The 20,394-nt window shown below is 62.9% G+C and carries 20 protein-coding genes; 10 read left to right on the top strand and 10 right to left on the bottom strand.

Going from position 1 to position 20,394, the window contains the following annotated elements:
- The first annotated feature begins 117 nt into the window (after window positions 1-117).
- A complete protein-coding gene (locus tag ABIA90_RS21690) occupies window positions 118-3,447 on the top strand; it encodes an adenylate/guanylate cyclase domain-containing protein (protein WP_354119444.1) in 3,330 nt (1,109 codons plus the stop codon).
- A gap of 42 nt (window positions 3,448-3,489) precedes the next feature.
- Here ABIA90_RS21690 and ABIA90_RS21685 read toward each other — a convergent pair whose 3' ends face one another.
- On the bottom strand, window positions 3,490-4,713 hold the full coding sequence (locus ABIA90_RS21685; protein WP_187387949.1) for a polyhydroxyalkanoate depolymerase: 1,224 nt from the start codon (window positions 4,711-4,713) through the stop codon (window positions 3,490-3,492).
- A gap of 169 nt (window positions 4,714-4,882) precedes the next feature.
- Between ABIA90_RS21685 and ABIA90_RS21680 the strand changes: the two genes are divergently transcribed.
- Window positions 4,883-5,539 (top strand): glutathione S-transferase family protein, encoded by a 657-nt coding sequence (locus ABIA90_RS21680; RefSeq protein WP_354119445.1) that lies wholly within the window; start codon window positions 4,883-4,885, stop codon window positions 5,537-5,539.
- 280 nt (window positions 5,540-5,819) lie between these two features.
- Here ABIA90_RS21680 and ABIA90_RS21675 read toward each other — a convergent pair whose 3' ends face one another.
- Window positions 5,820-6,044 (bottom strand): hypothetical protein, encoded by a 225-nt coding sequence (locus tag ABIA90_RS21675; protein WP_014492853.1) that lies wholly within the window; start codon window positions 6,042-6,044, stop codon window positions 5,820-5,822.
- Between the two features lie 187 nt (window positions 6,045-6,231).
- On the opposite strand from ABIA90_RS21675, the gene ABIA90_RS21670 reads away from it, so the two are divergent.
- Window positions 6,232-6,588, top strand: a complete 357-nt coding sequence (locus ABIA90_RS21670; protein ID WP_354119446.1) for a hypothetical protein — start codon at window positions 6,232-6,234, stop codon at window positions 6,586-6,588.
- A 9-nt stretch (window positions 6,589-6,597) separates the two neighbouring features.
- Here ABIA90_RS21670 and ABIA90_RS21665 read toward each other — a convergent pair whose 3' ends face one another.
- Window positions 6,598-7,701 (bottom strand): mandelate racemase/muconate lactonizing enzyme family protein, encoded by a 1,104-nt coding sequence (locus ABIA90_RS21665; RefSeq protein WP_354119447.1) that lies wholly within the window; start codon window positions 7,699-7,701, stop codon window positions 6,598-6,600.
- 170 nt (window positions 7,702-7,871) lie between these two features.
- On the opposite strand from ABIA90_RS21665, the gene ABIA90_RS21660 reads away from it, so the two are divergent.
- From ABIA90_RS21660 to ABIA90_RS45610, 7 genes are all read left to right on the top strand, one after another.
- On the top strand, window positions 7,872-8,717 hold the full coding sequence (locus tag ABIA90_RS21660) for a GyrI-like domain-containing protein (protein WP_354119448.1): 846 nt from the start codon (window positions 7,872-7,874) through the stop codon (window positions 8,715-8,717).
- Window positions 8,718-8,957: 240 nt separating this feature from the next.
- The gene (locus ABIA90_RS21655; RefSeq protein WP_354119449.1) at window positions 8,958-9,884 is read left to right on the top strand and encodes an SMP-30/gluconolactonase/LRE family protein; all 927 of its coding nucleotides are present in this window, start codon (window positions 8,958-8,960) and stop codon (window positions 9,882-9,884) included.
- 157 nt (window positions 9,885-10,041) lie between these two features.
- Window positions 10,042-10,635 carry a GNAT family N-acetyltransferase gene (locus tag ABIA90_RS21650; protein WP_028147003.1) on the top strand — a complete coding sequence of 198 codons (594 nt, stop codon included), beginning with the start codon at window positions 10,042-10,044 and terminating at the stop codon, window positions 10,633-10,635.
- 14 nt (window positions 10,636-10,649) lie between these two features.
- Window positions 10,650-12,296: a GMC family oxidoreductase gene (locus ABIA90_RS21645; protein WP_354119450.1), complete on the top strand. Its 1,647-nt coding sequence runs from the start codon at window positions 10,650-10,652 to the stop codon at window positions 12,294-12,296.
- A gap of 111 nt (window positions 12,297-12,407) precedes the next feature.
- Complete coding sequence (locus tag ABIA90_RS21640; RefSeq protein WP_354119451.1) at window positions 12,408-12,713, top strand: hypothetical protein; 306 nt, start codon at window positions 12,408-12,410, stop codon at window positions 12,711-12,713.
- Window positions 12,714-12,797: 84 nt separating this feature from the next.
- On the top strand, window positions 12,798-13,277 hold the full coding sequence (locus ABIA90_RS21635) for a hypothetical protein (protein ID WP_354119452.1): 480 nt from the start codon (window positions 12,798-12,800) through the stop codon (window positions 13,275-13,277).
- Window positions 13,198-13,593, top strand: a complete 396-nt coding sequence (locus ABIA90_RS45610; RefSeq protein ID WP_502916705.1) for a YxzC family protein — start codon at window positions 13,198-13,200, stop codon at window positions 13,591-13,593. Before ABIA90_RS21635 ends, ABIA90_RS45610 begins: the two co-directional genes overlap by 80 nt.
- 392 nt (window positions 13,594-13,985) lie before the next feature.
- Here ABIA90_RS45610 and ABIA90_RS21630 read toward each other — a convergent pair whose 3' ends face one another.
- The 7 genes from ABIA90_RS21630 to ABIA90_RS21600 form a co-directional block, all read right to left on the bottom strand.
- Complete coding sequence (locus ABIA90_RS21630) at window positions 13,986-15,119, bottom strand: tyrosine-type recombinase/integrase (RefSeq protein ID WP_354119453.1); 1,134 nt, start codon at window positions 15,117-15,119, stop codon at window positions 13,986-13,988.
- Entirely contained in the window at window positions 15,116-15,400 is a 285-nt protein-coding gene (locus ABIA90_RS21625) for a hypothetical protein (protein WP_354119454.1), read from the bottom strand. The genes ABIA90_RS21630 and ABIA90_RS21625 overlap by 4 nt, the downstream gene beginning before the upstream one ends.
- A gap of 96 nt (window positions 15,401-15,496) precedes the next feature.
- Entirely contained in the window at window positions 15,497-16,720 is a 1,224-nt protein-coding gene (locus ABIA90_RS21620) for a virulence-associated E family protein (RefSeq protein WP_354119455.1), read from the bottom strand.
- Between the two features lie 14 nt (window positions 16,721-16,734).
- Window positions 16,735-17,193: a hypothetical protein gene (locus ABIA90_RS21615; protein ID WP_354119456.1), complete on the bottom strand. Its 459-nt coding sequence runs from the start codon at window positions 17,191-17,193 to the stop codon at window positions 16,735-16,737.
- A 126-nt stretch (window positions 17,194-17,319) separates the two neighbouring features.
- The gene (locus tag ABIA90_RS21610; RefSeq protein ID WP_354119457.1) at window positions 17,320-17,985 is read right to left on the bottom strand and encodes a hypothetical protein; all 666 of its coding nucleotides are present in this window, start codon (window positions 17,983-17,985) and stop codon (window positions 17,320-17,322) included.
- Between the two features lie 408 nt (window positions 17,986-18,393).
- Window positions 18,394-18,888 carry a hypothetical protein gene (locus ABIA90_RS21605; protein WP_354119458.1) on the bottom strand — a complete coding sequence of 165 codons (495 nt, stop codon included), beginning with the start codon at window positions 18,886-18,888 and terminating at the stop codon, window positions 18,394-18,396.
- Window positions 18,889-19,087: 199 nt separating this feature from the next.
- Window positions 19,088-20,350 (bottom strand): hypothetical protein, encoded by a 1,263-nt coding sequence (locus ABIA90_RS21600; RefSeq protein ID WP_354119459.1) that lies wholly within the window; start codon window positions 20,348-20,350, stop codon window positions 19,088-19,090.
- Window positions 20,351-20,394: the final 44 nt, after the last annotated feature.

Below are 20,394 nucleotides of genomic sequence, written 5' to 3'. Positions count from 1 at the left end.
AGCAACCTAAGTTATCGCGCAACAAACAAGACGTGCCATCATGGTGGCGTTGGGATATTGTCCCCGCGCCGTGGTCCAAAATTCTGCTAACCGCCAACCGCACGATCGGTGGAGCCAATGCAGATTGCGGAGTGGCTCGAGAAGCTGGGGCTTGGACAATACGCAGAGCGTTTTGTCCAAAATGGGATCGACATGGGCGTCCTTCCCGAACTGATGGCCGAGGACTTCGATAAGCTCGGAGTCCTGCTTGGCCATCGCCGCAAAATGCTGCGTGCCATTGCCGACCTCGATCCAGCCGCGTTGATCGCATCGCCGGCTCCTCCTCACGACGCCGAGCGGCGTCACCTGACCGTTATGTTTTGCGACCTGGTCGGCTCGACTGCGCTCTCCGCGCGTCTCGATCCCGAGGATATGTGGGAAGTGATCCGGGCCTACCGCGCCGCTTGTGCGGGTGTCATCGCTGCTTATGACGGCAGGATCGCCAGGTTCGTCGGTGACGGAATACTGGTCTATTTCGGCTATCCCCGCGCCCACGAGGACGATGCGGAGCGCGCAGTGCGAGCGGGCCTCGACACCATCGCTGCGGTCGGGCGACTCAGGACGGGCGCCACCGAACGGGTTGAACTGCGGATCGCAATCGCGACCGGGCTTGTGGTGATCGGCGACCTCATCAGCGGCGATGCGTCGGAGGAGCACGCAACGGTCGGCGATACACCAAACCTTGCTGCCAGGCTTCAGAGCCTGGCCGAACCGGGAGTGGTCGTCGTCGCCTCGTCGACGCGCCGGCTGCTTGGCGATCTCTTCACTTTTCGCAATCTCGGCCGCCGCGAGGTCAAGGGGATAGCCGAACCCATCGCGGTCTGGGCGGTCGAGGGGGCGGCCGCGTCGGAGAGTCGCTTCGAGGCGGTCCGCGCAGCGCGTTCGATCGGCTTTGTCGGTCGCAAGGAGGAGATCGAATTCACGCTCTCGCGCCAGCGATTGGCATGGCAGGGGCAGGGCCAGATGGTGTTGATCTCCGGCGAAGCAGGCATCGGCAAGTCGCGCATCGTCGCAACGCTGTCCGAAAACCCCGCGTTGGGGGCGCACCGCCGGGTGCGATATCAGTGTTCGCCCTACCACACCAACAGCGCGCTTCATCCCTTTGTCGCGCAGCTGGAGCGCGCAGCCGGTATCCGCTCGCACGACACGCCGGGGCAAAAGCTCGACAAGCTTGAGGCAATGCTGGCGCTTGGAACGCAACAGGTCGCCCGGGCGACACCGCTCATTGCGGCTCTCCTTTCGATTCCAACCGGCGACCATTATCCGCCGCTTGGTTTGAGCCCGGCGCAGCAGCGGCGACAGACATTTGCCTCGCTTCTCGATCAGCTCGAGGGGTTGGCGCGAGAGCAGCCCCTGCTGGTAATCTGCGAGGATATGCATTGGGCCGATGCCACGACACTTGAACTGTTCGATCTCGGCGTCGACCGGATCAGGGGACTGCCGATACTCATGCTCATGACATCCCGGCCAGAGTTCGAGCCCTCCTGGTCGGGCCTCGCCAACGTCAGCCTGTTGCGGCTCGACCGGCTCGACCGGCAGGACACGCGTGCGCTGGTCGAGCAGGTGACCGTTGGCCGCCAGCTGCCGCGCGAGATGATGGAGCAGATCATCGACAAGACGGACGGCATCCCGCTATTCGTCGAGGAACTGACCAAGATGGTGCTGGAGTCCGGACTGCTCGTCGAGGATTCCGGACGCTATCGCCTCGATAGTCCGCTCCCGCCGCTCGCTATTCCCGCGACGCTGCAGGATTCGCTGATGGCGCGGCTCGACCGGCTGGCTCCCGTCAAGGAGGTAGCGCAGATAGGCGCCGCCATCGGCCGCGACTTTTCATACGCGCTGCTAAGATATGTGACAGGACGCGATGATCTGACGCTGAGCGCTGCGCTGGGGCAACTCGAAGAGGCGGAACTGCTGGTGCGTCGCGGGACACCGCCCGACGCAAACTATAGCTTCAGGCACGCTCTCGTTCAGGAAGCGGCCTATGAAGGCCTGCTCAAGAGCAAACGGCAGGTGCTTCACAAGCGCATCGGCGATGTCCTGCGCGAGAAATTTCCCGTCGTTGCCGAGACTGAGCCGGAAGTTCTGGCACACCACTTCACCGAGGCGGGGCTGAGCGAGATCGCCCTCGAATGGTGGCGCAAGGCGGGCCAGCAAGCGCTGAAGCGCTCGGCCTATTCCGAGGCGATCGCGCATCTGGGCAAGGCGATTGCGTCCGCCGATGAGGTGCCGGATGATCCCCGCCGGATGATGAGCAGGCTGCATCTTCAAATCGAGTATGGCCGTGCATTGCGAGGCAGCCTCGGCCACAGCGCTCCCGAAACGGTAGCCGCATGGACGCGTGCCCGACAGTTCGCTGCCGACATCAACGATCCCGTTGAACTCGCGCCGGTCCATTCGGGTCTCTTCAATGCTTGCCTGACACACGGCGAACTCGCTCCGATGCGGGAGCTGGCGGATGCCATCAGGAGCGCCGCTGACCGACGACCGGACTCACCGGTGGCCGCCGTCGTTGCACATTGGACGGGCGGGGTTACCTGCTGGTTCGGCGGTGACTACTTGAACGCGAGGGTGCATCTCGAGCAGGCACTCGAGATCTATGGAGCCGAGCCGGATCCCGCGACGTTCAGGGCTTCGGCACTGGATCTCCCGTTCGTGATCATGAGGTTTCTTGCCCTGGTGCTTTGGCCGCTTGGCAAGATCGCGCGCGCACGCCGCCTCGCCGCCGAAGCGGTGAGTGCTTCGGGAGAAAAGCGGGCGCTGTCCCAGGCCAACGCGCTGGTTCATCGCGCTGTGTTCGACGGACTATGCGGAGGCATGTTGCAGCAAACGGAGACGATCCTGGCGCTCGGTCTCGCGCGCGACCACACGATGCCGTTGTATGTGGCCGCCGGCACCTACCTGGATGGCCTCGCCAAGTGGCGTGCCGGCGACCAAATGACCGGACTGACGGAAATGCGTCGCGGCTGGACCTTGCTGCACGAGAATGACTGCTATCTCTGTGAGCCGTTTTGGGGGATGCATGTCGCCTTGGCGAACGCAGCGTCGGGCCAACTCGAAACCGGGCTGGAAATCTTGAGCGAATTGATCGCATGGACCGGGCAATCCGGCCAGCATTGGCTTGATGCCGAGCTGCATCGCGCCCGCGGTGAGCTTTTGTCGCGTCTTGATCCTTCGGACGAAGCCAGTGCCGAAGCTTCCCTCAAGCGAGCGCTTGAGATCGCACGACACCAGCAGACGAAGACTTTCGAGCTGCGCAGCGCCCTTGGACTTGCTCGCCTGCACAAGAGAAATGGCCGAGCAGGCGGGGTATCCGAAGTGCTCGCTCCCGTGCTGGCCGAATTCGATGTGGAGCGAAATCTTTCTGAAGTCGTGGAAGCGAAAGAGCTGCTCGAGCAAGTGCATTAGGCACGTGCCGTTTTCCCCCGGTCTGGGGGCAGGGAATGACAGTCAGGAATTCACGTGCACGAAATCCCGCAGCAGCGGATAGATTTCGTTATTCCACCGCTTGCCCGAGAACACGCCGTAATGGCCGACGCCGGCCTGCATGTGGTGGACGCGGCGATAGGCGCGCACACCGGTGCAGAGGTCTTGCGCGGCGAGCGTCTGGCCGATCGAGCAGATGTCGTCCTTCTCGCCTTCGACCGTCATCAGTCCCATGCGGCTGACGGCCTTGGTGTTCACGGGACGGCCACGGTGCATCAACTTGCCTTGCGGCAACAGGTGCTCCTGGAACACGTCACGCACGGTCTCGATGTAGAACTCGGCCGGCAGGTCCATCACGGCGAAATATTCGTCGTAGAAGGTCTTGATGCTCGCGGCCTTCTCCTTCTCGCCCTTGGCGATATGGTTGGCGAGATCCATGTGCTGCTTGATGTGGCGCTCGAGATTCATCGAGACGAACGCCGTGAGCTGCACGAAGCCGGGATAGACCTTGCGGAGCGCGCCGCGGCATTGCACCGGCACGTAGTTGATCAGGTTCTGCTCGAACCAGTCGATCGGCCTGCTCTTGGCAAACTCGTTGACCCTGGTCGGCTGGATGCGGGTGTCGATCGGGCCCGCCATCAGCGTCAGCGTCGCAGGCCGCGAGGGGTGGTTGCCCTCGCACATGACCGCGGCGGCCGCGAGGGCCGAGACCGAGGGTTGGCAGATTGCGACCATATGCGGACGCGGGCCCAATTGGCCGAGGAAGTCGATGAGATGGTCGGTGTAATCGTCGAGCCCGAAGCGGCCTTCGCGGCGTGGAATGTCGCGCGGATTGTGCCAGTCGGTGATGTAGACGTCGTGATCCTGCAGCAGCGTTTTCACGGTGCCGCGCAGCAGCGTGGCGAAATGGCCCGACATCGGCGCCACCAGCAGCATGCGCGGCTGCTCCGGCACGCCGTCCTTCCTGAAGTGCAGCAGCGAGCCGAATGGCGTCGCGTAGGCGACCTCCTCGGTGACGCCGACCTCACGGTTGCCCACCATCACGCTGTCGATGCCGTAGGCCGGACGGTGATAGGTGAGGGTGGAGCGCGAGATCAGCTCCAGCGCGGCGGAGAGCCGGCCGACGACCTGATCCGATAGGCCCTGCGGCACCAGATTGAGGAATCTGAGCGCGGACGAAGCTCCCGCCCGCCACGGTGCGGTGAGGTCCATATGGTTCTGAAAGGCCTGATAATACATCGACATCATACTGAAACGCCCACCTTCCCGTGCTGTCATGCAATATCGAAGCCAAACGGGAGCCCTACCGCCCTCAAAACTGGCACATCGCTTGCTCCTCCTTTTGCGGGAAGCACAGGTCATGAGCACTCCCGCGGGCCGGGCGGCGTGCAAGTCACAGGCGTAGGGAATGGGCCATATGGCGAAGGCGACACTGACGATCAGCAGCAAGAACTATTCGTCCTGGTCGCTGCGCGGCTGGCTGCTGACGAAATTTTCCGGGCTCGATTTCGAGGAGATCGTCACCGCGCCGGACGACGCCTCGGCGCGCGCTGAAATCCTGCTGCTGTCGTCGTCGATCCTGGTGCCGTGCCTGCGCCACGACGGCGCCGTGGTCTGGGATACGCTGGCGATCGCCGAATATCTCAACGAGGCGATGCCGGATGCCGGTCTGTTGCCTGATGACCGCGTCCAGCGGGCGCATTGCCGCTCGATCTGCGGCGAAATCCATTCCGGCTTCACAACGTTGCGCGCTTCGCTGCCGGTCAATCTGAAGGGACACTTCCCCGGCTTCAAGATCTGGTCGCGCGCGCAGGCCGACATCGACCGCGTCTGCTCCATCTGGCGCGACTGCCTGGAGAAATCAGGCGGTCCCTTCCTGTTCGGCGCAAGGCGCACCATGGCGGATGCGATGTACGCCCCCGTGGTGACGCGCTTCGTGACCTATGACGTCAAGCTCGAGCCGCTGCTGAAGGCCTATGCCGATACCATCATGGCCATGCCCGAGTTGAAGGAATGGATCGCGGCGGCCAAGGATGAGCCGGCCGAGATCGAGGAGCTCGAGGTCGAATATTAGGCAGGCCTGGCGCCCGCCTGCCTGTTTTGGGAGCGAGACCCGGGCTGCCGCAGCCGGCCGCCATGTCTTTGAAGCCGTTAACTTTTAGCACCCGCAGCCGGCTCGGGCCGGCCCACGTGCTGCGCAGATATTGTATACGCGTGCGGGCTTGTTGCGACATCTAGCCGTGAACAGCCGCGTACACGGCGTTCCGGCTGATTCGGACGTGATTCGTTCGGGCCGCGTTCCGTTCGTTAAGGCAGAGCGCGGCCCCGTTGCATTTTGAGACAGACGCCGCTCGTCAGGCGAAGCCCGAGTGCTTGACGCGCGGCACGCGCCAGCCGATGACGGTCGCTTCCACCGGGACGCCGGCCGCATCGTTCTGCCAGCGGCCCTCGACATAGCGGCAGGCGAACGGCAGCTGATACGTTCCGCTATGGTCCTCACACAGCACTTCGACCGGCAGGCCAGGGGGCGGTTCTCCGGCGCCATCGAACTCCGCTAGACGTCTATCGCGCGTTGCCATTCCAAAAATCTCCCCTAATCAAAGTCGCGGAAACAGCGCCCACTTCTTCTTCCGCGCACGGTTCACTGCTCCCCGTCCAAGGGAACAAGCCAAGCTCAACGCGAGAATGCGGTACGAGTGTGGTAGCCTCCGGCGTCGGCGAGCAAAAAGCGCACATTGCCGTGATTGATTTGGACGAGGAACCTGCATGCTGCTTCGAAGCGCCGGCGTTTGTTTCGCGATGTTGTTGCTCGCCACGCTGGCGATGGCGCCGGTCCGCGCGCAAGACGTGCCCGGCATCGAGATCTGTACCGTCGAGAAGACCATGGAGCGGCGCACGAGCTGCCTGCAGAGCAACGTCGACTTCCTGCAGAAGACGATCACCAAGCTGACGCTCGATCATCAGCAGAAGCTCGATGCCGCCAACCGCCAGATCGACGCGCTGAAGACGCTTGTGGCCGGCCTGCAGAAGACGCTGGGCGATCTCCAGGCCGTGCAGGTGAAGATCGCGGACGATCTGAAGAAGAAGCAGGACGCGCCGCCACCGAAGGACGCGGCGAAATAGGCGTCGCCGTCACGCGACGCGATAGCGCTCCATCACGCCGCGATCGGGCTCATAGCCGAGCCCGGGTCCCGAGGGCACCGCGACGTGGCCGGTGGCATCGACATCGGCGCGGCCGCCCCAGAGACACGCTTCGCGCTTCAGATAGAACATCTCTACCAACCCGTCGTCGCGCGTCGCCAGCAGGTGCAATGTCGCCAGCAGGCCCGGACCGAAATACGGGGAGTGCGGAACGATCTTGACGCCGAGCTGATCGGCGAGTGCGGCGACCTTCAAAAATTCCGTGATGCCGCCGACCTTGGTCACCGACGGCTGGGCGTGGCTCACCGCGCCTGCATTCATCATCTGGCGGAATTGATACTCCGTGCAGGCGTTCTCGCCGGCGGCGACGCCGAGCCCGCCCTTGCGGTGGACCGCGGCGAGCGTGGTAAAATCCTCCGGCGGCCAGACCGGCTCTTCCAGAAACATCGGCTGCGCGTCCTCGCACGCCTTCGCAAATGCGATCGCCTGCTCGCCTGTGAGCGGGCAGTTCATGTCGACCATCAGCGGGATGCCGGGCCCGATGGCCTCGCGCGCGGCAAACACCGCCGGCGTCGTGGTCTCGTGCAGCTTGATGGCGCCATAGCCGAGCGCGAGCGCCTTCTTGCATTCGCCCGTGATGTTCTCAGGCGAGCCAATTCGCAACAGGCTCGCATAGGCAGGAATGGACGAGCGCCTGGTCTCGCCGATCAGGCGATGCAGCGGCACGGCCTCGATCTTCGCAGCCAGGTCCCACAGCGCGATGTCGAGCCCTGATATCGCGAACATGGTGATGCCGTAGCGGCCGAACAGATGCAGGTTGCGCTGGATCTGTTCCATCACCGCGGGAATGCCGGCGGCATCGGGAACCTTCAACCCGCGGGCCTGCGGCGCGATCATCTCCTCGACGGCGCTTCGCGTGGTGCGCGGGGAGACATAGGCAAAGGCATCGCCCCAGCCGGTCAGTCCGGCATCGGTCGTGACCTCGACCAGCACCATGTCGAGCGCGGAGATTGCGGACGCGCCCTGGCGAAAGCTCGCGACACCGGCGTCATAGGGGATGCGGATATGGTGCGCCCGCACATCGGTGATTTCCATGACGCGGTTCCTCTTTCTGGTGAGCGGTTGCAACGAGTGTAGCTGCGAATGCCGGGGCGTTGCCAGTGGCTATTCTGGAACTATTCTCATGCGAGGACAGCAATGCCGATCAAGCGAGGCGGTGGCCGTCAGCGCATCATCGCCAGGCTTCGAACGAGGGCCCTTGACGCATGAACCCAGCCCAGCGCGCGCTCTGGTATATCGAGAGCCATCTGGCCGAGCCGATGACGCTCGACGAGATTGCGGCGATATCTGGCGTGTCGCGGTTCCACATTGTGCGGGCGTTTGCCGCGGCCACCGGACTTCCGGTGATGCGCTACGTGCGCGCGCGGCGGTTGACGGAAGCGGCGCGCAGTCTTGCGAACGGCGCGCCGGACATCCTGTCGCTGGCGCTGGAGGCGGATTACGGCTCGCACGAAGCGTTCACCCGCGCGTTCCGCGACCAGTTTGGCACCACACCCGAGGTGGTGCGGGCGGCAACGTGCCTCGACAAACTCAAGCTTCAGGAGCCGATCCTCATGGATTCCACCATGCTCGACCATCTGGTCCCGCCGCGTTTCGAAGCCGCGAAGGCCTTCCTCGTCGCCGGCCCCGCCGAGCGCATCTCCTGCGACAACGGCGCCGCTATTCCGGGACTGTGGCACCGCTTCCATCAGGAAGTCGCCGACATTCCCGCGCGCGTCGGCCAGGGAAAATCTCAAGTCGCCTATGGCGTCTGCTGCAACGGCGATGATTCCGGCAATTTCGACTACATCGCCGGCGTCGAGGTCGCCGATTTCTCCGACCTGCCGCGCCGCTTCGGTCGCATCCGCATTCCCGAGCAGCGCTACGCGGTGTTCACCCACACCGAGCACGTCGCCTCGATCCGCCGCACCGTCAACACGATCTGGAATCAGTGGCTGCCGGCGTCCGGCCTGAAGGCCGCGGATGCGCCGAACTTCGAGCGCTATGACGAGAAATTCGATCCCGCGACCGGCAATGGCGGCTTCGAGATTTGGATACCAGTGCGGGAGTAAGCACGATCCGGACCCGAAGGGCCGCGTTCGCGCAAAGTGCGCAGCGATTTTCCGAAGAGATCATGCTCGAACAAGACCTAAAGCGCGATATGTCATCGCGCTTTACGTTGCAACGCTGGCATACCATCCCGCTTGCTTGGCAAGCCCCGGCGACTTTGTCATAACCGCAGGCAAATCTTGCGTGTGGGGCCCGTGCCGGACATCCCGTGCAAGCCATAACAAGCAGCCGGGAGGGTCCCCATGTCCAACGTTCGCGTTCTCGCCACCGACCTCGAATTTCCCGAAGGGCCGGTGGTGATGCCGGACGGCTCGGTGGTGCTGGTGGAAATTCGCGGCCAGCGCCTGACCCGAATCTATCCCGACGGCCGCAAGGAGGTCGTCGCCAAGGTGCCGGGCGGCCCGAACGGCGCAGCCCTCGGCCCCGACGGCAAGATCTACATCTGCAACAATGGCGGCTTCTCCTGGATTCCGACCGGCAAGATGATCATGCCCGGCCCGCAGCCGGACGGCTATCTCGGCGGCTCGATCCAGCGCGTCGATCTGCAATCGGGCAAGGTCGAGACCGTCGTGACCAAATGCGGCGAGCACGATCTGCGCGGGCCGAACGACCTCGTCTTCGACAAGCATGGCGGCCTCTGGTTCTCCGATCTCGGCAAGCGCCGCGCCCGCGAGATGGATGTCGGCGGCATGTATTATCTCAAGCCCGGCATGACCGAGATCGTCGAGGTCGTGCATGGCGTGCTGCCGGCCAACGGCATCGGCCTGTCGCCGGACGAGAACACCGTCTACATCGCGGAGACGCCGACGGGGCGGCTCTGGGCCTATGAGCTGTCCGCGCCCGGCACGCTTAAGCCGCGCGAGGTGATCTACCGTGGCGAGCGCGGCAAGCCGATCTGCGGCCTCGGCGGCTACCAGATGTTCGACTCGCTCGCGGTGGAGGCGAACGGCAATGTCTGCGTCGCCACCCTCGTCTCCGGCTGCATCTCGGTGATCGCGCCTGACGGTACGCTGGTCGAGCAGGTTCCGACCGGCGACCGCGTCACCACCAACATCGCCTTCGGCGGCGAGGGGCTGAAGACCGCCTACATCACGCTGTCGGGCAAGGGCGAGCTGATCGCCATGGACTGGCCGCGCGGCGGTTTGCCGTTGAACTTTCTGAATAAGTGAATGTATCTGAGCAGCCGTGCCGATGCGTCCGTCGTCATTCCGGGATGCGTGCGCCAGCACGCAGGCCCGGAATCCATAACCCCGAGCGGTGATTGTGGATTCCGGGCTCGCGACGTCGTCGCGCCCCGGATGGACGGCAGTCATTATGGAGAGAGAAATGCCCTGGCCTGATCCCGTCACCCTGCGTGGGCAGCACGCCCGTCTCGAGCCGCTGTCGAAAGAGCATCGCGAGGGGCTGGTGGAGGCCGTGAAGGACGGCGAGCTCTACACGATCTGGTACACCGCGATCCCGACGCCGGAGAACGTGGCCAAGGAGATCGACCGCCGCTTGGGCCTCCAGGCCGCAGGCTCGATGCTGCCGTTCACCGTGTTCGATGCCGGCGGCAAGATCGTCGGCCAGACCACCTATATGAACATCGATGCCGCCAACCGCCGCGTCGAGATCGGCTCGACCTGGTATGCGAAGAGCGCGCAGCGCGGCCCGCTCAACACGCAGTGCAAGATTCTGCTACTGACGCACGCCTTCGAGACGCTGAACTGCATCGCGGTCGAATTCCGCACGCATTTCTTCAACCATCAGAGCCGCCGCGCCATCGAGCGCCTGGGCGCCAAGCAGGACGGCATCCTGCGCAGCCACCAGGTCACGCCCAACGGCACGCTGCGGGACACCGTGGTTTACAGCATCACCGCCGCCGAATGGCCGACGGTGCGGACGCATTTGAACTATCAACTCAACGACAAGCCGCGCTGAGCGGCCGAGGCACCATGGACAGATTCGATTATGTGATCGTCGGCGCGGGCTCCGCCGGCTGCGTACTGGCCAGCCGGCTCAGCGAAGATCCGAACGTGAGCGTCTGCGTGCTCGAGGCGGGCCCGAGCGACTGGCATCCCTACATCCATCTGCCGGCGGGCTTCATCAAGACCTTCCACATGAAGAGCATCAACTGGGCCTACCAGCAGGAGCCGGGGCCCTACACCGGCGGGCGCAGCATCTATGCGCCGCGCGGCAAGACGCTCGGCGGCTCGTCCTCGATCAACGGCCACATCTACAATCGCGGCCAGCGGATGGATTTCGACACCTGGGCGCAGATGGGCAATCGCGGCTGGGGTTATGCCGACGTGCTGCCTTACTTCAAGCGGCTGGAAAAGCGGGTCGGCGAGGGCGAGGACACCTATCGCGGCCGCGACGGCAACCTCACCGTCACCACCATGGACTGGCGCGATCCGCTCTGCGAGGCGTTCATGGAAGGCGCGGTCTCGCTCGGCATTCCCCGCAACCCCGATTACAACGGCGCTAAGCAGGAAGGCGTCTCCTACTGCCAGCGCACCATCGACAAGGGCCTGCGCGTCTCCGGCTCGACCGCGTTCCTCAAGCCCGCGATGAAGCGCCCGAACGTGCATGTGCACACCCACGCGCACGCGACCGAGATCATTTTTGAAGGCAAGCGCGCCGTCGGCGTGCGCTACAGCAAGGGCGGCCGCGGCGGCACGCCGGTCGAAGTGCGCGCCAACAAGGAAGTGATCCTGTCCGGCGGCACCTATAATTCGCCGCAGCTGCTTCAGCTCTCCGGAATCGGCTCACCCGATCTGCTCGGCGCGCACGGCATCGCGGTGCGCCATGCGCTGCCGGTCGGCGAAGGTCTGCAGGATCATTACGCCCCGCGCACCGTAGCGCGCGTGAAGGACATCAAGACCATCAACGAGCTCCGCCGCGGCTTCTCGCTGTGGATCGAAGCTCTGAAATGGGCGACGGCGCGCCGCGGCCTGCTCTCGCTGTCGCCGACCATGGTCTATTGCTTCTGGCACTCCGGCGAGAGCGCGGACTCGTCCGACTTGCAACTCACCTTCACGCCGGCGAGCTACAAGGAAGGCGTGCAGGGCCAGCTCGAGGACGAGCCCGGCATGACGGTGGCCTCCTGGCAGCAGCGCCCCGAGAGCCGCGGCTATGTCCGCATCCGTTCGGCTGATCCGTTCGCGCCGCCAATCATCCAGACCAACTATCTCGACGCCGAGCTCGACCGCCGCGTCATCGTCGGCGGCATGAAGCTCGCACGGCGTTTGCTGAAGAGTGCGCCGCTGTCGCCCTATTACGCCTACGAGGATTTCCCGGGGCCGAACATCAACACCGACGACGAATTCCTCGCCGCCGCCACCGAACGTGGCACCACCACCTTCCACCCCGGCTGCACCTGCCGCATGGGCCCGGCGGACAGCACGTGGGCGGTGGTCGACGACCAGCTCCGCGTCCACGGGGTGGAGGGCCTCCGCGTCATCGACGCCTCAGTGATGCCGCGCATGATCTCGGCGAATTTGAATGCGTCCACTATGATGATCGCCGATCGTGCCTCGGATTTGATCCGCGGCAAGCAGCCGATGGAATCCGCGCGCGTGCCGGACGCCGCGGTGGCGTGAGATACTTCGCCTCTCCCCGCCTGCGGGGAGAACCCGGATCGCATCGAAGATGCGATCCGGGTGAGGGGGACTCTCCGCGAGTCAGATTTTCGCTTTCCAAGGGACTTGCCGATGACTATTGCCGCGATCATCGAGCAGCTGGAAACCGAGTGGAATACGGATGGCTTCTTCGATCGCGTCCGCAATGGCGATTATGATGCAACTCGAGGACAAGCGGTCCTTGCCATCTTGCGCGCAATCAAGATCGGCGACGAAAAGATGGTACCAAAGCGCTTGCTATCCTTGCTCTGGTATCTGCCGTCTTTCCTGGCTTGGCAGACCGAACGGATAGCCGAGAAGGGCGGAGACCGAACCGCCTATGAGCGCTTCGTGACCGAGATCCTCAATACTCTGCAAGAGGTCCTTGGCGTGCCGTAGAGCTATCTGCGTAGGGTGGGGTAGCGTAGCGTAGGCCCCCCTTTTTGTTTCCGCGTCGAGAGAAGTGGTGGGTTACGCTGACGCATGAACGAAAACTCAAATCATCCGGATGATGAAATTCCGACCATAAGCGCGGTCGATGCCATTCGCGCCAAGCCTGATATGTATGTCGGCGAATTTCCCACCGGCGCTCTGCTTTTGGCGCGCCTTGTAGAGACTTTGATCCTCCTGGACGCCGCCCCTCTGAGAGTGGGGCGCGCAGGTGCCTGGTATTCCGTGTATGCAGAGAGGGACTGGCTGATGAGGGAATCCGGAGTCATCTGTCTGGACGCATTCCAGCGCTTGATACCGCTGCCGAGCGGCGGCCGATTTTACGACAGAGCGGAAGTTATGCTGATGGCACTGGCCGACGCTGTCGTAACATCTGACATGAGCGGAGTTACCTGGATCAGCGGTGAGCCCGATAAGTGGCCGCTACGTGCCGATGTCGACTTGGCATTGCCTCTGCAAAAAGGGCGGACCGTCGCCTTTCACTATTTCAAACCTGATCCTTTGGATGGGTAGGCGCATTGTCGAAGCAATGCGCAGGCGGGAATCGATCAAATGGTGGCGTATGTCGGATTATGAGGGGCTCGGCGAACCAACCCGTTCTGAGGTTCGGGAGAAGATACGTGCCCTTGTCGGTGATGACGAAGCGCGTCAGAAAGTCTCGGATTGGGCAGCGCAGTGGGTTCGGCAGTTCGACCCCGGCATCGAAGATTCTCAGGTATGGCTAGCCATCACGAGGTTGTCCGGCGCAGACTTTCGCAGTTCTCCGACCACATATCTCCACGGAGGCGAGGATTTCGCTGCGTGGCTGAGGGATTTGGGAGAAAGCTAGATTTTATGATTGATGGAGCGGCCCAGATTGCGCCGTCGGGCAAAACACCGGCCGCCGCGAAAACCCGTCAACCCATCCCAGCAAAAATATTCCACTTTACCGAAATTCGGAATTGCGGCATAGATCGAAACAGCCCGGCCCATGGAAGAGGGGCGGTTCGCGAGTCGTTCGAAACGCGGGCCGGGTTGCGGTGGACGCGGCAGCGTCGGGCGCGAGAGGCTAAGGGCAGGGCGGATTGCTCTCCGTGAGCCCTGAGGCTTCGTGCGGACGAGCGGCGCTGTGTGCGTACGGCAAAACCGTGTGGGTTTTGCCTCTTGGTTTCTCACTGCTGAAATTGTTGATGTTTCAGACGCTATCCCCAAACCGCGATGGACCGGTTTGGGATGGTTCGTTCACGCTGCGGTCTCGGCGATCACCGGCTGGGCGCCAGTCCCGGCGGTATAGGCTTCGCGCAGCTTGTCGAGCGGGAGCGCGGCGTCGAGGGTGATGCCGGCGCGCTTGGCCATCGCGATCAGGGCCAGCTTCTTGCGGGAGGCGGCGGCGGTGTAGGTCTCGACCTCCCTGAGGTTCTTGTGGCCCGAGATCGACATGATCTCGAACGGGGAACAGCCGGCCTCGGCGAGGCGGACCAAGCAGAGCTTGCGCAGGCCGTGGCTGGTGCATTCGGGCAGTTCGGCGTCGTTGCACCATTCGCGTATGTGCTGGCCGAGATACTTGGCGGTGTAGACATTCCCCTCGCTGGTGACGAGGAAGCTGGTCGCGCCCGTGACTTTCATGGCCGCGATGGCTTTGGCGAGATCTCCATGCACCGGCACGTTGATGAAATGGCCGTTCGTGGTGCGGCCCTTCTGCGGCTGGTAGTCGGTGAGCACGCCGTTCTGGATGTGCTGCGGGCCGATCTGGCGGGCATCGGAAATGCGCACGCCGAGGTTCAGCATCAGTTCGAGGGCGAGGCGCGGCTTGCCGCCGAGCGGATACTTGGTGCGATAGGTCGCGACATGCGTCTCGGTCCACGTCATGAAGCCGCCGGTCTGCGGCTTGCGCGCGGTCTGCACGCCGGCACATGGATCGGCCGCGATCAGGTTCTCTCGCAGCGCCCACGACGTAAAATGACGCAAGGCTTTCAGCCAGTTGCTTTGCGCGCTCGGCGACTTGTTCGCGATGATCTGCTGCACATGGCTGCGCCGCAGCGCCCGGATCTTGGCGGTGCCGTACTTGATGCGGAACTGCTCCATGATCGGCTTGCGCAATTCGCGCGAAGTTTGGGCCTGTTGCTTCCAGTCGTTGCTGGCGAGGTAGCGGATGATCGCCGCCTCGACACTGCCCGGCAGGATCGCGTGCGTGCCCTTCGGCATGGCACCCTGGCCCGACGCGGCCAGCGCGTAGCTCGCCATGAATTCCGGGCTCCATGGCAGATCGGGCAGCGGGATACGCGGCCCTTGCCCGCGCCGGTAGTAGTAACGCGCCTTGCCGTGCCGATCGACGAAGCGATCGATATATTTCGGCAGTTTTAGTCTGAGCTTCATTGTCGCGGTTTCCCCTTTGCGCGGGGCGCCACGCCCCGATCGGGCGGAGATTCCCAAACCGGATTCGTCGCTGGAAGGCTTTTCACCGGGCCGTCCCCTGCTATCAGGCGCTCCCATTCGGCGACCTCTTTGGCGATCGCGGCGGCGTCGGCGCTTGGCAGAAGATCGGTACCGGCCACGACGATGATTGAGCCATCAGGGCCGACCCGCAGCTCCCGCAGCGGAAAGCCGGCATTCGTCACCGCCCGGACGGCCGCCTTGATGTCGCGTTGCCTGACCATGGTTTCGCTCCCATGCGCTTCATTCCGGCTTTAACTTCTTCGCGATGCGCTCGGCGATTCCTATCGATCGTCATCAGGTGATCATTCAATGGGTCGTCACTCACGGGACCAGAGCCTTTTCCCCTGACTGTCCTTCGGCAGGCGATGCCACCCCAGCAATTCCAGAATTGCCGCTATTCTGCGCTGATCGGCGGTGCCGATCTTCGACGCGTCGAAGAACAGGGCAAACTTGGCAACCTCACCGATCGTCACCTTGCTTCGCGTGGCGAGGAATTCCGCAATTGACTCTTCCCAGGCGTCGGCTTCAAAGCGTGCTTCCTGCTCGTGCTTGATGTAGCCGTGCTCAAACGCGCGATCCGGCCACCATGCGATACCTAGTCGATAGAGGTGCACGGCTTCGGCAAACAGTTGGTCGCGATCTTCGACCAAGCTGTCGATGTCGATGACCCCGGTCTTAACCGGCCAGAACCGGCGGCCGCCGCTTTCGTCGCGCAAATATGCTTCGCGGTTCGTCGTGCCGATGAATACGCATTGGCGAGGTTCCTCGACCTCGAAGCGACCATAGCTTGGGCGGTATTTTTCGACCTGTCGCGTGATGAAGCTTTTGAGCAACGTCGCTTCGGCCCTGTTCATGGCGTGCATTTCGCTGACTTCGATGAGCCACTTACCGCGCAGATGCTGGCTGACGTCCTTTCCGCTGCCGACGTCTGGCAACGCGTCCGAGAACCAAGGCCCTCCGAGGACGGCGCAGGTCGCCGATTTCATGGCGCCTTGCGGTCCCTCAAGTACGATCATGTGGTCGCATTTGCAGCCAGGCTCGCACACCCGCGCCACCATGGCGATTAGGAACATGCGGCCAACGGCCATCGTGTAGTCGGTTGGGTCGGCGCCAAGTTTGGTGGTGAGCCAGAAGTCGACGCGCTTCCGACCGTCCCATTGCAGACGATCGAGATAATCGAGCACGGGATGATAGGAGTTTTCGAGCGCGCGGGCAGCGATAGCATCACGCACGACGCCGCTGCCGACCTGCTTGAGCCCAGCCTTCTGCAAATATTCGGCCGCGTAGGCGACATCCTCATCGATGACGGCGCGCGGCTCGAATGGCGCCATGGGGCTGCCGATCGGATGCATCAGCATCGTCGTTCGTGTCATCGCGTCATGAGCGAAAGCGTCCTGCAGTCCGCTGTCGCGCCGCAATGCCAGCAATGCATTGGCGATGATCGGCAGCGGCCTTCCGCTATCGCTCTTGATGCAATCGTTCTGCCATTTGCCGCGTCGCGCTCTTGCGAGATTGATTACGTCGGGATCGTCGTCGGTCATGGACTACACCCCGCTCAAAACGGGACGCCATCGTCGGGCATATCCTTGCGCGGGCGCCGCCGCGGCCCCTGATCCTTGTCGCAGGCGCGGGCGCGGATCATGCAGATCGTCTTCTCCTTGCCGGTGTCGCGATCAGGCATCGTCTTTGTTACAGGATAGATTGTGATCCAGCGTTCCGCCCAATCCTCGATCTCGCCGGTGCCGAGAATCTGCTCGATGTCTCGCGCTAGAGTACTTGTGAGCTGTAGCACGAGAGGATCGTCCACCAGATCGAGGAGATAGCAGTCTCGTCCCCACAACTGCTCCTCGTGCCAGTCCTCAATCAGGACCGCCTTTCCTTCGGCGGGAAGATTGCTGCCGCGATAGATCTGGCTTGAAAAGATCGCGCTAACTTGTGGCATGGGTCGGCTCCCTCGGGTGAAAGCCGGCTTGCGCAGAAGCCACGACAGGAATATTTGAGGCGTATCAGACACTCAAAAAGCATTCCGGCCGGACTGCCTTAGCGCAGACCGGCCGTTGTGTTTGCCGGCTGGGTTCAGCCGACACCCATTCATCACATTTTCCGCAGGCGTTGGTTTCAATTCATTCGAGCTATCATTTTAGAACGTTTTGCCGGACCCGGACTCAGGCTCGAAGCCCAGCGACCGGGTTCCCCGGTTGGGCCACCCATAGCCATGCAACAGAGCAGGTGAGTAGCGTTGCCAGATCACCTGCACCGCTCGCTCTTCACCGCGATGCAATCCCGATTGCGCAAGTGCTGCCGCAGCAATACTGCATGCTGACGGGCATGTCTTCCTGCCGACTTGGCTGCGAGTCGGCTTCAATGGCGGAAATCGCTCGATCAATTCCAGCACCAACCCTGCGATCATAACGTCCTGTAACAGGTTAGTGACTTTCGACTTGCCTCGGACGCGGACAATGTCGGGATGGATCAGGCGGACATTGTAGGCGGCGAGCACGGCGCCGAGCGGCTCGCCACGATCGAGCTTGTCGGTGATGATCTCGCGCAGGGCCATGTCCGCCTCGCCGCATCCGTGCACGGCGGACTCGACGATCCTAGCTGCATTGAGCGAGCTCGATTCCACGAATTGCCTGATGAGCCGGCGCACAAACCAATGGGACGCTGCCGGGTCGAGCATCCCATGCGCCGAATCGAGGAAAGGCCCTTGGAGCTGCCGGCCGATCCAGACGCGCGCAAAGGCGACTGCCTCGGCCTCGACTATTGTGGCCGCCAAACCCACTAGCCTTCTGCTGCGCTTTGCCATGCCGCCAGATTATCATGCGGCAACTATTCCCGCGACCGTGGTTACCACCTTGGCCGCGTCGGGACATCGGATTGATGGTACGGCACACGGCGCACTACGGCGCATATTCTTATAGAGCTCTCAAATTGAATCCGTGAACTATATGAGAAATGCGCCGAATGCGCCGTGCCGATCTCATGCTCCGGGGGCCGGGAGCGAACTCCCCGCCGCCCCTCGGCCACGATCGGCGCGCAAATTTCGCGTGCGGATTCGCAAAATTGACTTCCCGGAACCCCCTCGGGACCGCCCGCGACCGGCGAGGGACCGCCGACGACCCGCCACGAAAAACCCCGCCCATGAGGCGGGGTCTCGTCCGGGTAGGGCACTGATGCTGATGGAGCGTACACGGCCGATGTACGCTCCAAAAATTCAGGAAGCGATGAAATTGCCATCCGCGAGCCGCTTCAACTTCAACCCGCGCCGCGCGCAAAGCTGCTTGAGATCGACTTGCCAGCCGCCGCAGGCCGCGACGATCGCCTTCCGCGCCGCGCCGCCTTTGCGCCCGAGCATCTTCACCGCGATGTCGGACTTGCTGCCGGCCTTCGGCTTGGTGGCCTTCGCGGGCTTCGCGGATGCCTTCGGCTTAGCCGGCTTCTCGGCCTTGGCCGCGACCGGCGCGGCCGGATCGAATCCGACCGGCACCAAGATCGCCTTCTCGGTCGCCCGATCGATCGCATGGACCATGCAGCGCCGGCCATTGTTGACCTCGGCCTCGATCTGCGGCGCGGCCACGCGCGCTGCGGCGAGCGATGGATGCAGCGCCGAGCGATACTTGCCGCGCCCGATCAGGATCGAGGTTTGAAACTGCTTGGCGCCCTGGATGGCGTTGATCTCGGCGGCGCTGAGCGGCGTGGGCTTCGGCATGTTGGGCTCCTTTTGCTGGCCTCGGAATGAGGCGCGGAGCTGCTCAGCCATGGAACGGCGCGGTGAGGAAGGCTCGAAGCAGAGAATGATTTCCCTTCGGCTTTCGGGCTCCAAGCAGAAAGATTCTGCTCGCTGCCGGTTTTGACCCGAACACGGACATAGCCCGTCATCATCTTGTGCCGTCGCTTACAGTCATGCCCTAAGGAAAGAACACGATTGTCGCGTCGTCGGTGGTCTGCCCGACCTCTCTGAGGTCATGCTGAGGTGCCTGAGGAATTGCCGTCGATTGGCCGGGCAAGACGAGCATCGAATTCGGGGGTGAACCGGCAAGGTCAAGAAGAAGACCCTGGAGTTGCCTACCAAACTCGATAGCGACTTTGTAAATCAGGAGCATTCTCCAGCGGCTTGGCGGCTCGATATCATGAAAGCCGCCTCGCCAAGGAGGTGGAACATCATTCGAGATCAAGGCTCCCTCCCATTGGATGGGACGCAAATCGCCAGGGCACCAAAATGTGTTTTCGGCAGTCATTGTTCCAACCGTGATTCCGTATTCGATGTCGTCGATTTGGAAATCCCATCGAACGCGCAATGCGGCTCTCTTATTGCCCGACGGTACTCTCAGCCAGCGGTCGTAGCCGTCCCAAGAGAATTGGGGGGCGCGCGTCAAGGTCGCCGTGCCGTAAGCAGAAGCTGCCACCGCGCTTGCGAAGCACTGCTCTGCTGCTTGACTGAGCCGCGCGGATGCGCTGAAGCGACGGCCGGACGTGTTGAACTCGCCGCCGAGCAGGCTGCGCGCCTGACCCCGCAACGACTGCTCGTCGAGTTCGATCGGCAAATCGGCGTTCGGTGTCCACACCCGGGCGAAGCGCGCCATCCGGCCTTGCAGGTCGGGGCCGTCGAACAGGAACAGCTCGACGAAGGGACGCCAATTGTTAAGCCACACTTGGGATATCCGACGATCGATATGGCGCGATCGCAGCTCTTTTTCGGGCCAGACGAATTCATCTTGCCAGGGATTGAGCCAGACGCCCGCATTGGTGGCGCCTGGAAATATTACTGGAACGTCGGCGGGGGAAACAATGATGGCCGGATCCCTTAACCCGGCGGGCGCGGCGACATGCGGTTCGTAGTCGAGCGTCAGTTTGTAGGCGAAGTCTGGGCCGAGAATGAGGTCAGCGGCGTCCCGACCTTCTCGCCACAGAGCGAACTGCTCGAACACCGTGAAGAGTTCTTTACGCTGATCCATGGTACGGGCGTCTCGCGCCCGAGCGCCCAGAACCGCCAGAAACTCCGTGACCGAGGCAGACTTGCCAACAAGTGCCTGCACCCATTCGGGAGGGTCTCGGATGAGATCCCGGGGCATCGAAGTTCTTTCTTGCGCAGAAGAAACGTTGCGGACATATGCAACGCCATCGCGGAAGACCACCTCTGGATCGTGTTCACCGACGCTTTTGCTTTGCATGGCTTGATGCTCCACAAGCATTCTGCCGGTTCTCGTAGACGAGA

Origin of the sequence: Bradyrhizobium sp. LA6.8 (assembly GCF_040547935.1) — a bacterium.
Taxonomy (GTDB): domain Bacteria; phylum Pseudomonadota; class Alphaproteobacteria; order Rhizobiales; family Xanthobacteraceae; genus Bradyrhizobium; species Bradyrhizobium barranii.
This window is presented reverse-complemented; position numbering and strand designations above follow the sequence as displayed.